Genomic DNA, 14,185 nt, shown 5'->3' on the forward strand with positions numbered 1-14,185 from the left:
AGGGCCGTTTCTCGGTGGGTACGCCGGCGCGTGACGCCAATCTCGGGCAGGGGGTGCTTGTCGAAGATCAGACGAAAAGCCGCTTGTTGCTCTCCGCCTTGGTCCGCTCCACAAGGACCATGAGTTCGCGGTGCAGTGCCACGTCAATGGCTTCGAAACAGACGCCGATGCCGGGCGCCGCATGGGCCGCGCCCCATTCGCGCCGCCAGCAGACCCTCCCCTTCACTGTCGCACGGTTATCTACCCCCACGAAATCGATCCAGACGGTCTCCTGCGGCTGAAATCGGCCGGCAGGAGTCGCAAGGAAACAACCCCCTTCCGAAACGTTCATGGTGAAGGCCTTTTCGGCATCCACACCGAATGCCGGCGCGGGTGAAAGCAGGGCGTTCAGGTTCAGGGGGACCCGGTTGTGAGGATAGACGATCCTGGGGACCGTGGCGGTACAGAGGGAGATGAACTGGGCCAGCGTTGAGGCCGAGCCGTCTCCTCCCGCTGCCATGAGCAGCTTGATGGCTCCGCTCTTCGGGCTCAGGTTCAGGATGGCATTGGGGATGACCGCGAGAGAATCCGAGATCTGGAGTTTTTCCAGGTAGGTGGCCCTGACGTTCAGCGGCAGGTCAATCAGGATGCCGTGGTACGCCGCCTTTCCCGTCAGGCCGGGGATCAGGCGCAGGGCATCCACGACCACGCAGTCGGCATATTCTTCGAAGGCTTCGCGGTACGCAGCTTGCCGTTTCGGGTCCTTGACGGCGAGGATAATACAAAGTTTCATGATCGCTTCCGGGATGGGTGGTTTCAGGGCATGTTGCCGTACCAAAGCTTAACTGCCTTGCATGCCGAATGCAAGCAACCACGGCCCGAATGGGCAACACTATCACTCCCCCTGACCGTAAGGGAAGTCGTGTCATCCGGGATCTACGCTGAAATGATGACAACCAGCGGTGTTCTTCACGATGAAACAGGCGTTCGGGTTGGCCCCCTGCCCCTTTGCCGACAATGGTTTCCACAAGGGAACCTTGGCAGAAGGGGCATTGGCTGAGTCAGCTCCGTCAGCAGGGGTGCACGGTTGCGCTTCCCACCACCCGCGGTGTTACATACCTCTTTTTCATAGGGATTCACCCCCTCCCGGATCGACGTTTCCAGGGCGCGCACTGGCAGCCCGTTCTTTACCAGACAATGGTGACCGAGCCGCCGGAACCGGCCTGGCCGTAGTAACCGCCTGCACCGCCACCACCCACGGTCGTGACTGCCGGATAGTTGGTGCCGCCACCGGCTCCACCAGTCCCGCCGTAATAAAAACCGCAGCTTGATTCATAGCAGTAGTCATAATCATCGTAATCGGAGGACCTGCCGCCGGCCCCCCCTGCAGCCTCGGCCAGCAGGGTGGTTGACAGGGTTACCGCACTGGACCCGCCGCCACCCGATCCACCGAAGGACCATGCCTCGCCATTCGCCTCGCCATAAGTGCCTGTCCCGCCGGGGTGATAGCCCGAACCGCCGGTGCCCGGCGTGGTATCGTAATTGCTGGCCGTGGCACCGCCGCCGGCAACGTAGATGGTCAGTTGGGAACCGGGAGTGACGGCAATCGGTGTCGAAACATAGTCGCCGCCTGCACCGGCCTCCTGGTTATAGACATTGTCCTCCAGACCGCCGGCCCCACCCCCGCCATAGACCTTGGCCGTAACCGTCGTTACTCCCGCCGGCACGAGAAAGGTATAGGAACCGGGCGTGCTCCAGGTCTGGGTGCTTGTCGTGACGATACTGAAGCTGTCGGTTGCGGAATTTGCGGAAACGGCCGTGGCATGAACACTGTCCCTCGCCCTCACCCGCCAGTAGTAGGTTCCCACCTGCATTGTCTGGCTCCAGCCGGTGCCGGTCTGCCAGGACGGCGTGCTGTAGAGGATAGTCGAGAAGCCGGATGAATCGCTGACCTCGACAAAGTACTGGACCGCATCGCCGTCAGGGGAGGCCACGGCGTTCCACTGGAAGGCGATGGTGGCGCCGTTGGTCCCGGCCCCCTCGTTATGGATCAGCGTCGGCACTGCCGGGGTCCGGTCGACGACGCCGAAGCTGTTCGTGGCCGATGAGGAAAGCGCCGTGGCATGGACGCTGTCCCGCGCCTTGACCCGCCAGTACCAGGTGCCGACCGGCAGGCTCTGACTCCAGGTGGTCCCTGATTGCCAGGCCGACTGGTAGGCTATCGCGCCGAAGCCGGAACTGCTGCTCACCTCAACCAGGTATTGCATCGCATCGCCATCCGGAGCAACGACGCTGCTCCAGCCAAAGGCGATATTCGCGGTGGCACCGCTGCCGATGACGTAACTGGTCACTTGCGCGGACAGGGTCGTTGCCGGCGGCGTCCGGTCGACGATGGCGAAGCTGCCCGTAGCCGAGGTGGACAGTGCCCAGGTATGGACACTGTCGCGTGCCTTGATCCGCCAGTACCAGGTGCCGGCAGGCAGCGCCTGGGTCCAGGAGGTCCCGGCCTGCCAGGATGAGCTGTAAGCTATCGTGGCAAAGCTGGCGGAACTGCTGACTTCTGCCATGTATTGCACCGCATCGCTATCCGGCGCCGTGACGCCGCTCCAACCGAATGTGATGCCTGCCGTGACACCGGTCCCGATCACGTAGCCGGTGGATTGTCCCGTCAGAACCGGCGCGGGGGGAGGTGTTACCGACCCGCTGTTGCAGAACCCCATCAGGAAGAGGTAATCCCCGGAAACAGTCTCGACCCCGGCAACACTTTTTGAGCGTACCCGATAGTGATACTGGGTCTGGCTGGCAAGATTCGGCAACTGCACGCTGTGGTTGGTAACCAGTTGGTCGCTGCCGACAGTCGAACCGTAACTCGCCGTGAGTCCATAATCCACGTAGGAACTGGAGTTGAGGTTCGTCGTCCAGTTGATGGTCGCCTCGGCGCTACTGCAGAGGTCGGTATAATTCATCTGAGAGTGCGACAGGATTTCTGCTGCCGACAAGGGCCGGTCATACATCACCACTTCATCGGCCAGACCGGAGTAATACCCGTAATCACCGGCCCCTATGGCCTGGGGAGCGTACACGTGCGACCGCAGCGACTGGAGTCCGGACCTCACCAGTGAGCCATTGATGTAAATGCTCGGCTGCCTGCCCGCATAGACCACCGCCAGGTGCGTCCACTGGGTAGAACTGATCGCCCCGCTGTAGACTGCCAGAGGAGCCAGATAATTATCGCCATGCTCGTAAACGGAAACCCCATTGGTTCCGACCGATATCCCGGCACCGCCGTTCGCAGCCCCCCTCTGGTCGGGTTTGAACAGGTATTTTTGCCCATATGTGCCGGCTACCCCGGCATTGGCTTCCGGGTCGATCTGATGGGTTGCGGTCGGTTTGATCCAGGCTTCGATGGTGAAGCTGTCCATGGGTGGGACGCCGGACGAATAACTCACCGTCACATACGAATTGCTGAAGCTGGCGGCCCGGCCGCTTATGCCGCCGCTGACCGTGGTTGCGCCATTGAAAGCGGTACCGTTGTTCCCCACTCCCGAACTGTCCACCACCTCGTTGACAGCCCCGCTCCAGGCGGCTTCGTCCATGTGCATGAACAGCCGCAGACCGCCTGAAGCCGAAGTCGGTCCGGATGTAATCGCCGGGGTCGTATCGATCCAGGGGGTTACCGTATTCCACGCCTGGTTGGTGCCGTTGGAACCATACCCGTTTGCCGTGGCACTCTCATGACATGCCACACCCACATCCCCCGGCGGTGCGAGACCAGGCAGTCCGTCGCCAAAATCCTCGTACCCGCCACCGCCATAACTGCCGGGGACCCGCCCGCTCCCGCTGCCGCCATCGCCCGAACTCGATCCCGATACGACCGGAGCGGTGTTGTACCCCGTGCGCCCTTTATGCGTGCTGTCGAGGCAGTTCGTCACCATCAGCCTGGGGAGGAAGGAACTGGTATGAGCCGAGTGGCACTTCGAACAGGAATAGTTGTGCTGCACCGTGCTGTCTGAGCTCTTCCACCCCTTGACCGCTTCATGAACCCTGTTCTTGCTCATCCAGGGGTTGGGACTGGCCGGACTTGCCGTTGCGGTCAGGCTGCTCTTCGGGTGGCAGCCGAGACAGAGGCCGGAAGACTGTTCCACGGTCTGGGTCATGCCGGTCACGGTTCCCCGAATGCCGGAGCCAAAGGTATTCTGGTCGATATGGTACTGCACCCCTTCGCCATAGCCGGCGAAATTGGTCAGCCAGGCGTTCGATCCCGGAGGCGCATCCTCCTTGTAGGGAGAGGTGACCCAGGTCCCTTTGAGCAGGGGGACCGCATACTGCTGGTTGCTCCCGAGCGTAGGGCTGACGCCGTGCGGATCATGACAGGGCGTACAGAGACCGTCGATGGAACCCATGGGGCTGGTGGAAAGCGACAGGGATGCACCGAAATGCCCCCCCTTCGTGCTGTTTCTCTTCTTGAACGGGAATCTCTGCTCCGCACCGCTGGTGCTGTACCCCATGAACGGCGAATCCCAGTAGCCGAGAACCGGTTGTTGCGCCCCGAACGTGGCGGAATATCCCCAGGGCGTTGTTGCGGCAGTCTGTTTTTGATGGCAATCGAGACAGAGGCTGGCACCGGGGTTGCGCAGGTCCTTGGTCAGCGTACTCCCGCCGGTATAGGGCCGGTAGGAAACCGCATAGCCCCCCTGGCCGGCAATCGTGTTCTTCAGTATCCCACCGTTTACCGTGGCGCTCGCGTAGCGGGTGGTGGTGCCGTTGACCGTCGAACCGTGGGAGTTGTGACAGTCGTAGCAGAGGACATTCACCCCGCTGCTGGTATCGGCAATGGCACCGTCGACGCCGGTTGCGCTGTTCCAGCCCCGTTTGTTGCCGGCTGCATTGCCGTGTGCCGAGTACGCCTTGCGGATGCGCTTCTGGGCGGCATTGGTGACTGTGGAATACTTGCCCCAGGTCGTCGTGGCGGTCTGGCCATAACGCGCGGCAACACTGGTGCCGTCCCAGGCGTACTGGCGCGGGGTCTTGCCGTCGCCGAACGGCATGGTGGCGTTGTTCTGGTCGCTGTGGCATCCGAGGCAGTGGCTGTTCAGCTTCTGCATCTCGGTCCGACTGCCGTTGCCCGTGTACTGGATTGCCGTTACTCCCGCACTGTACGCAACCGGCCTGGCCCCTGCCCCGTAGATGACCAGCTCCACCGGAGCGCCGGGTGTCCCGGCGTGGTGATAGGTCCTGTTGATGCTCCCGTCGCTGTTCGCTTCCCAGTGACACTGGAAACAGTGCGCATTGGTGACCGTCCCCTGGATATGGTGGGAGTTGGCCCCGAATTGCGGCGCAATTGCCGCCCGGTTCCCCTGGACGACGGAATGGCAGTCGAGACAGGCTGATCCGCTTCCCCATGCCGCCGATGTGTTCCCGTGGCAGGTTATGGTGCTGCAGACGCCATTGCGCGCAGCAGCAGCGGTCTGACTGGGGAGATAATGGGGATAGTCGATGTTCCCCGGCTTGGAATAGCTGAACCCCTTGAGGACCAGACTCCTCCTCCCGGCGCTCGTGGCATGGGCAAACGGGGACGGCTCACCGGCATGGTCGGCATGGCACCTGCTGCAGGAGGAAGCACCGGGGCCATAGAACGCGTCGTGGATGGCATGGTTGCCGTCGACAGGCGGCGCGGCATGGCACTTGGCGCAGTCGCTCGAGGAACTGAACGGTTGCGATCCCCATGGGGGAGTTACTGTCTCGAAATGGCAGTTTATGTTCGTACAGGTCCCCAATACCGGGGTGGGAGTCTGGGGAAACGCTGCGGTGGAGTTGTTGTATCGACCGATGGCCGGGGAGGCATTGATGTTGGAGTTGACCTGGATCAGGCCGTCGCGGTGGCTGTTGGTATAGCTTGCGCTGCCGGGGTGGCAGACCTCGCAGGAGGCCGGATTACCCGGTGCGGCAATATGGCGGCGGTGATTGCCAGGGAAACCGCCCGTTGTGATGTTGCGATACTGTGCATCGAGAGGCCGGTAATCGACCGGAGTTCTGGAGCCATGGCAGTCGAAGCACTGAAACTGGGCAAAACCGGCACCCGGATTTGCCAACAAAAGGAAGATCGAACCAATGACAAAGGATATTCTCCCCGAGAATCTCATCATTCGCACCTTTGCTCCCCCGATGCACCTCATAGTGCGCTAATGCTATTTGTATGCAGTTTTTTAACTGTCAAACCGTCATGCATAGGGTAATCATTCGGTTTATCGTTCCATTAGAATTCATTAGAGCAATAAACATGCCTTCCCCTCACAGAAGATAACCAACGGGAATTACATGTTCTTCACCGGCAGCCCTCACATTCCCGCGTCGAAAACTGAACATTTCCTGTTAAATAACAGCACGATGCACGTCATGACATGACAATTCCGTAACCTTTCGCTAATGAAACAACCCGCCAATCCGTACTGCCCGCCACCGGCTCCCATCAAGACCAGCAGCCACACCTCCGGCCGACCAGCGAATCGATGGTTATCTTCATTAACTGCTTTTCCTTATCGGGCAGGTCAAGATAAAATTAAGGTGTACAGGGGAATTTTGTCGATTATTCCGGAAGATACGAGAATCTGCGGGGATCACATTACAGAATACCTGAATGATTCAGGCAGGGTGGATAATTGAGGGATCATGTCCCGGAAATTGCTACAGCACGCGGAGACCGGAGCGGAAACGGTACCTCTTCCGGCAGTCAGCAGCGACTCGTCCGACCTCACAACCTGATAGATTGGTCTGATACTGTGTGACATGCCGGATTGGTTACCGGTTCATCGCTTATCAACTCATTGAAAATTTTAATTTACAGTCATCAATGTATTGTATATCTTCGAGGGACTCGTGCGCTCAGACTGTGTGTTGAGAATATGTACGCCCAACAGAGAATAGACTTCATCGAATTCATCCAAAAAACAGGGAGTCAGTCATGGATATGGTAGTGAAAAATCCTATAATGCTGATCGGCGGACTGGGACCTCTGATTGTATTGATTTGTGTAATTTGGCGCCTTCTCAGGTCATTGGAGTCCATAAGTGAGAGAGAGTACCTGGTTATGCGAATATTATTTGCCGGTGGCATTTGCTTGACGATATTGTCAGTGATTTTTATAAATAAAATGCATTAGCCTTCGTTTATAACGGTATGTCATTTCAATTAAAAGGAGCTTAAACTATGAAACAGACCAGATATATAATTATGTTTGCGTGTTCGTTCATTATTAGCATGTGTGTTATATCCTGTGTCAAACCACCTACCTGTAACACACACACTGGTACAGTATTACAGAGAAGCAATACAGCATATCTAATAGGATCACTGTATGGAAATTATGTTGAAAGCATTGATGGGAAGAACAAGTCTGCAATAGAAGACAGCAATGGAAATTGGTGCGGGATATTTGAAATCCCTACGGGCAAACACTCGATCAGAGCTTCCTATTGGCAACAAACAAGAGGGGCAGGAGGATGGAACGAAATCTCTGCTGGAGGTAAAGAAGGTCTTCCGCTCTCATTTGTTGCCGAGCCGAGACATATTTACCGGGTTGCAAATGCGCCTTCTTGCCCAGAGGGGAGTTGGTGCCCCTTTGTTAAGGATATTACCGACAAGGTAGATGTCCCCGGCAATTACGAATACATCTATCAGAAGGCACAGGAACAATAGGTTACCGGTTCAGGGACGCTAGAGACACTACCCTGACACCACTCCAGATTCCCTCATCCTGAAACCGGCACTGCGCCGGAACGCCAAACAGGCACGACAACCTCGAAACGCAAAAAGCCCCGGCTCTGTTCGAGAACCGGGGCTTTTGGGTACAGACGACCCGACATCGCAACGGGAAATGGTCCGCAGGCTACGCCAGGATCCCCCTCGTCTTGAAGATCTTCGTCAGCGCCTTGGTCCGCTTGCCGCCGTAGAGGTTCTTTTCGGCCATGACGATCGCCTCGGCGCCGTCCTTGAAATCGGCGTACTGGCTGAGATAGAAGTGGCTCTCCAGGATCACGGTGTCCGCCTTCTTTGCGCCGAGCAGCTTTCGCACCTGCCAGAGCACAGCAGACCAGATCACCCCATCCACATGCTCCTCGCCTTCCATGTCCTCGGGATAGTGCTTGTCGCTGTCCAAGCGGCGCAGGCACTCCTGCGGCCCTCCCTGGTACCCCTTGGCATCCCATTCGGCAAGCTTCACCTTCCGTGCAGCTGTCTTGTAGCGGTAGTAACAGGTGCCGGCAAGGTAGTCACCGAACCCCTCCCCCATGGCCCGCCCCTCGGTCTTCTGGCCGTAGCCGGGGATGATGGCATCCTGGATCGCATGGCCGTATTCGTGGATGATCACCTCGGCATCCTCGGCATCGTCCACGCCGCCGTCGCCGAAGGTGATATCATGCCGCCCCGGCGAGGGATCGTAGTAGGAATTGTCCTCCCGCGTGCCATGCACGTTGACCCGGACCTGTCGGTTGAGGATTCCCTTGGCATCCTTGAACCCCAGCGACTGGATGTAGCGCTGCACCGAGTCGATGTGGTAGTAGGCCATCACCTCCTCGAACCGCTCGTCGCTACGGCCGTAGACAAACTCGAAGGTTTCCGAGCTGGCGCAGTTGCGGGTCTTGGTGGTGTCCACATACGGTCCCTTGAGGTTCCCCCCCGGCTCCAGGTCCTTGAGCTGCACGGTGCGGTAGGCCGGCACGAAGACGGTCTGGTCCCCATCCTTCTGGTCGAGCAGGTCATCGCGGTTCAGCGCCACCACCGGGTTGGGGATGAAGACCCGCCCCTTGCCCAACGCCTTGCGCAGAACGTTCCGCTCGTCGATGACATGGCCGTTTGCCTGGTCAATAAAGAGTATCCAGGAACCGGCCGGCTGCTGGGTGCCGAACTTCACCTTCCAGACCGGTCGGAAGCTCCCCTTCATGGTGTAGATCATCCGCTCCTTGACGATCTCTGTGGCAAGGGTCCCATACTCCTTGATCTTTGCCGCGATGACCAGGTCGATCTCCCCCTCGGCCAGGGCCGCCTTGGCCCGCTTCCCCACCTTCTTTTCCAGGCTGACCGCGGGGACGGTGTCGTTCATCACCATGAAGATCCGGTTCTCGTTGTTGAGATGGATCGCCACCCAGGCGCCGTGGATCGGGGTATTATCATAGTGCTGCTGGAAGAGGATCGCCTTACCCCCCAGGCTCTCGGTCACCTGCTCGAACCGGAGATCCTCCATGGGGGCGGTGATCTTCAACACCTGCAGGTTCTCACGCAGAAACGCCTCGGCGATCTCCTGCGGCTTCCCCTTGCGCGGCTCGGTCTCGAAACCGTACACCTTTTTCGGGACGTAGTTGTCCCGATCCCAGCGGACCTTGCAGTTTTTCAGATCGAGCATGTGACGTCTCCTTTCAGCTCTTCAAAACAATATTAACCGCAGATGCACGCAGATGAACGCAGATGTTCGATCAAATGGGTTTGCCTTATCTGCGTGCATCCGCGTGTATCTGCGGTTCCATGCCTTTTCAGGCTTTCAGACTGCTAAACGCCTTGACGTAGCTCTCGATCCGGGCGCCGTAGACAGGTGCCTGTCCGGGGCCGTTGTAGAGCGAGGCGAACCTGACGTAATCCTCATGCTGCAGCGCCTCGATCATGGCCGAGGTGCTGCCGTGGCCCCGGAGGAAGTCAAACAGCCCAAGGATCTGGTAGCGGATGTCGCTGGAGAACCGGTCGAACATCTCCCTGGCCGAATCGTAACCGAGCCGGGAGCAGTTGAACCCCATGACCTGCGGCCCCCCCATGCTGATGGCGTTCAGGGCCGCGTTCTCGTTGAGCGACCGGGCAAAGTCGAGGACCCGCCACTCGCCGTCCTGACTGCCGTGGAAGTCGGCCCAGGCCCCGGCCGCATCCTGGCGGAACTGGTGCCCAAGCCATTTCTTCTGGGGGTTGTAGCGGAAATGGGCATTGAAGGTATCCGGGTTCTTCTTCCCCCAGAGGTTCCAGAAGATGTGGTTCTCGAACCGGATGATCATCCGGTTGTTGGCGTCGAAGCCTGCCCCGCCCGACTCGACGCAGAGCACTGCCACGCCGCAGGCGGGCGCCACCTCGATGATGCCGCAGAGGATCTCCAGAAGCCCCCCCTGGCGGTTCCAGATGCCGGCCGTCATCTTCTGGGCCGCAGTATGTTTGGAGAGGACGGTGATCGCCTTCTCCGCAGGGGGCGTCAGCTGTGCCGTGCGAAGCGCCTCCATCTCCCACAGGTAGTCTGCCACCGGCGTCGCGTCGACCACGGTGATGTAGTCGGCCGACACATAGCCGCTCACCGCACCGGCCTTGATCCGGTACCATCCCCCCACGGTCTCCAGCAGCTCGACCTTCGCCCCCCTGGCAAGTGACGCCACCGGCGGTTTTCCCGTCGATGGCTCCGGCCGCACATTGAGGCTTTTGGCTGTTACCAGACCAGTTTTGTTAGCCATAAATCCCCCCACATTCCAATAGATTCAAACACATTAGACGCAGATAGCATAGTGTTCAGCTCGAAATCCCCAGCTTGACCGGACATACGCGGCAGACCTCCGGCGGCGCGGGGCTGTTGACAGCCCCCCGGTACGCCTGGTAGGTCTCCCCGTTCCAGACCCCCGCAATCCCTGCCTGCCGCACGTTGCCGGTTACCACCCCGGACCGGCAGCAGAGGGTGGCCATGCCATCGGTGCCGACGAGCATGGTCCGCCACGGCTCATAGCAGGGCTGCAGCGCCATGCATGTACCGTTGTCCGCAACGGGGGCGCCGCTGCCGTAGCGCTCCATGGCCAGGTAATCGTTGCCGGCATAGGGGAGAAAGCTCCCGATGCCGATGTGGTGCGCCGCGGCCCGCTCCAACGCGGCCCCGAAATGCTCCTTGACCGCTGCGGCCCGGTCGGCTGCGGAGAGATCGGGACAGTGGGTATTGATATGCATCAGGTCCATGAACTGGACATGGTCGGCAGCGAACCGGGCAGCCAGGTCGACGAAATCGGCCATCTCGTGCAGGTTGTCCCGGACCACGACAAAGGAGACGGTGAAACGGGACCGCGCCCGGCCGCGGTATTCCTCACGGAGTTCGCGGAACCGGCGCAGGTTGCTCTCCATCTGCCCGAACAGGTCCTGGCCGGCCACCAGCCGGTACGTCTCACGGCTTGCGGCATTGATGGAGACATTGAGGGAAAAGTTCCCGTACTCCAAAAACCGTCTCTGCCACGCCTCGTCGAACAGGGTGCCGTTGGTGGAGACGTTGATCTCGATGCCCGGATACTGTTCGGTGACATAGGCGAAGATCGCCCCGTAATGGGGGTTGAGAAACGGCTCGCCCCACCCCCACAACTGCACCGTGGAGGAGCAGTCCATCCCCGTGGTCAGGGGGATGAACTCATCCAGCGTAAGATCCCGGTAGTGACCCTCCGTTGCCGGCCCCCGGTCGGTGCAGAAGGCGCAGCGGAGGTTGCACCGGGTTCCGGTGGAAAGCTGCACCACCAGCGGCATCGATACCAGCTGCGCCTTCTGGAAGACCGTTTCCAGCCGGTTGAGTTCAAAGTTCATCTCCCTGAGCCTGGAAGCAACGGCAGGGAGAAGGGTCATTTTTTCGTTTTCCTGGTCGTGGGCTTGGCAGTGGCCGCCTTTGTGCCGGTCTTGCGAATCACCGGAGTGACGGTCCGATCCGTGACGACCGGGGTCACCACCGGCGTTATGGCCCTGGTCTCGGTGACCGGGGTAACCACCGGTGTTATGGCTCGCGCCTCGATTACGGTTGGAGACACCTCGGGCGTCACCAGCCGCGTTTCAGCGATGACCGGGGTGACCTCAGGCGTCACCAGCCGGGTCTCGGCAATGATCGGCGTAACCTCCGGCGTTACCAGCCGGGTCTCGGCGATGATCGGCGTAACCTCCGGGGTCACGATCCGGGTCTCGGCGATGATCGGCGTAACCTCCGGCGTTATCACCCGCGTCTCCGCAGTGATCGGGGTGATCTCAGGGGTAACGGGCTGGGTCGACAGCAACCGCGGTTCGGTGGTGATCGGCTGCACAGTGATCGGTTCGGGGGTCACGACCCGTGGCGTGGGGATGATCCGCGGATCGATGACCCGCGGCTCCACGTAGACCGAGAAGACCACGCCGGCAGGGCTGCTGGCCGTGCCGGCAGGGGTCCGCACCGAAAAGCCGTGCGATCCCGCCGCAGTGTCGGCGGCAATTCCCACGGTAACCGGCAGGCTCGTTGCTGTGCCGCCGACACCGATTGTCGCCGTGACCCCGGTTCCGTCGAAGGTGACTGCCGTGGCGGCGCTCAGGTTGGTGCCGCTGATCACCGCCTCCACCTTGCTCCCCGGCGTTCCGGAAACAGGGAGGATGCCGGTGATGGTCGGCAGCACCACCTCCTGCCGTACCTCGATGACGACCTGGTCAGGTGCGCTCCTCAGGCCGGCGCTGTCCTCTACCACCAGTTCGAGGACATGCCTCCCCACGGGGAGCGTCACCTGAATCCGCGGATCTGTGGTTTCGATGGGAAATCTGGTCAATGCCATGGCATAAACTCCTTTCTCTTACGCTGTATTGGGTAAACCGTATCTGAAATGCGTACGTGCGACTCTGCCTACCTCTTGTCCCACCGGTAGCTGACGATCCGCCCGCCTGCCGCGGCCTGTGAACCCGAGCCGTCCAGGGACACCGTTGCCTCGTCGCCGTTGGTGGTGAGGGTCAGGTCGCTGCCGGCGCTGGCCAGCGGCGCTGCGGCACTGCTCTGCAGGGCCCAGCGGTAGCGGCTGATGGTCCGGCCGCCAAAGGCCCGCGAGCCCGATGCGTCGAGGTTCGCCACCCCCTCCGCTCCCGCCGTGACGACCACCAGCGGCGGTCCGGCCTCGGCCTCGGGGAGCTGGATGACGATCTCCGAAAGCTCCCTGGCTGCCTCGGCAACCACGTCCTGGCTGGTCAGGATCGTATCCGGATCGCCCAGACCGATATCGCCGAGCAGGCGGTCGACCGCATCCGCGTAGTCCTGGTAGGCCTTCATCCGGACCAGTTCGGGATAGGCGACGCCGATCTCCTGGCCGGCATCCCTCTCGCAATCTGCCAGCGCGGCCAAAAGGCCTGCCACCTGTCCCGCCCGCAGGTAACCGATCCGGGCCATCATCTCGATGCTCAGGGCGCCATGGCGAACATCCTCCACCGACGGCGAGGGAAAGCGACCGGCCAGGGCGGCGAAATCCTTGCGCGTCCGCCCCATGAGCTGGATCAGCCGCTCCTGCAGCACCACGGGAAGCCAGGCATCTTCATCGGGAGCGCAGCGGGAGCCGGCGACCGGCACGTAGCGGAGATCGATCTCGTTCCCCACCGGCGACGCCGGATCTGCCGCATCGCTCACGACAACGGCACCCGGCTGGAGATCGATGCGTGCAAGCTCGATGGAAGAGAGGTTGTCCGGCCGCAGCTCGGAGATCCCCAGCACCGGCTCCTCGACCACCCGCTTGTTGCCGCTGTACTCGGGGACCGCCGTGTTCTGGGTCGGTTCGTCCTCATGTTCCCCATAGCTGAGGACCACATAAAAGACCCGGGGCAGCGTGGTCGAACCCGGCTGGATGGTCAGGGTCCGCGGCTGCGACAGATTGATCTCGTTGCCGTCGCCGTCGATGGCCGCACCGGGGCGCACCTGCAGGGTGAGCCCGCCACTGGAGCGTACCCGCAGATCGCCTCCCACCCCCTGCAGCACCCCGGGGGTATGAAGCCCCCGGTTATGCAGCCGCAGCTTTTCCCGGTGGTAGTTCTGCTCCCCCTGCCAGTCCTCGGCAGTAGTGAAAAACCCCTTGAAATAATGCATTCTCCTGAATTCATTGAATTCGGTCATGGCAGCTCCTTTCCGCACATCATCCGATAACGGTATCTAACTCTATGGTGGAACGAATCTCTATCTGCAGGGGGTTGAGCCGCACCCCTGACTTTTCTGGGATCAGCCGGAGGTAGTAGAGGGTATGGGCCGGCTTTTCCAGGTCGACGATCGCCTTGATCTTTTCCACCCTGACCGTCTTGAGCTGCTCCGCCGGCACGGTCACATCGACGATGAACCGGTACGGAACCTCTCCCTCCTCCTCCACCAGCACGGTGTCGCCGTGGTAGCGCGCGGTCTCTTCCCCTGTGCCCCCCACCGGCATGCCGGCGAACAGGTAGCCCGTGTCGGCAAGCC

The 14,185-nt window shown here is 60.5% G+C and carries 8 protein-coding genes; 1 reads left to right on the forward strand and 7 read right to left on the reverse strand.

From position 1 onward, the window contains the following. Positions 1-67: 67 nt before the first annotated feature. Positions 68-772, reverse strand: a complete 705-nt coding sequence (locus tag GJT30_04135) for a hypothetical protein (protein ID MSM38797.1) — start codon at positions 770-772, stop codon at positions 68-70. 394 nt (positions 773-1,166) lie between these two features. Further along, complete coding sequence (locus GJT30_04140; GenBank protein ID MSM38798.1) at positions 1,167-6,155, reverse strand: CxxxxCH/CxxCH domain-containing protein; 4,989 nt, start codon at positions 6,153-6,155, stop codon at positions 1,167-1,169. A gap of 1,030 nt (positions 6,156-7,185) precedes the next feature. On the opposite strand from GJT30_04140, the gene GJT30_04145 reads away from it, so the two are divergent. Then, positions 7,186-7,674, forward strand: coding sequence for a hypothetical protein (locus GJT30_04145; GenBank protein MSM38799.1), 489 nt, complete (start codon positions 7,186-7,188; stop codon positions 7,672-7,674). A 190-nt stretch (positions 7,675-7,864) separates the two neighbouring features. Here GJT30_04145 and GJT30_04150 read toward each other — a convergent pair whose 3' ends face one another. The 5 genes from GJT30_04150 to GJT30_04170 all read right to left on the reverse strand — a co-directional run bounded on the left by GJT30_04150 (position 7,865) and on the right by GJT30_04170 (position 13,849). After that, positions 7,865-9,376, reverse strand: coding sequence for a hypothetical protein (locus tag GJT30_04150; GenBank protein MSM38800.1), 1,512 nt, complete (start codon positions 9,374-9,376; stop codon positions 7,865-7,867). A gap of 127 nt (positions 9,377-9,503) precedes the next feature. Then, on the reverse strand, positions 9,504-10,454 hold the full coding sequence (locus GJT30_04155; protein ID MSM38801.1) for a DUF3380 domain-containing protein: 951 nt from the start codon (positions 10,452-10,454) through the stop codon (positions 9,504-9,506). Positions 10,455-10,509: 55 nt separating this feature from the next. Then, positions 10,510-11,592 carry a radical SAM protein gene (locus tag GJT30_04160; protein ID MSM38802.1) on the reverse strand — a complete coding sequence of 361 codons (1,083 nt, stop codon included), beginning with the start codon at positions 11,590-11,592 and terminating at the stop codon, positions 10,510-10,512. After that, positions 11,589-12,533 (reverse strand): hypothetical protein, encoded by a 945-nt coding sequence (locus tag GJT30_04165; protein ID MSM38803.1) that lies wholly within the window; start codon positions 12,531-12,533, stop codon positions 11,589-11,591. Before GJT30_04165 ends, GJT30_04160 begins: the two co-directional genes overlap by 4 nt. 68 nt (positions 12,534-12,601) lie before the next feature. Further along, the gene (locus GJT30_04170) at positions 12,602-13,849 is read right to left on the reverse strand and encodes a hypothetical protein (GenBank protein ID MSM38804.1); all 1,248 of its coding nucleotides are present in this window, start codon (positions 13,847-13,849) and stop codon (positions 12,602-12,604) included. Positions 13,850-14,185: the final 336 nt, after the last annotated feature.

Source organism: Geobacter sp., from assembly GCA_009684525.1.
Lineage (GTDB): Bacteria > Desulfobacterota > Desulfuromonadia > Geobacterales > DSM-12255 > Geoanaerobacter.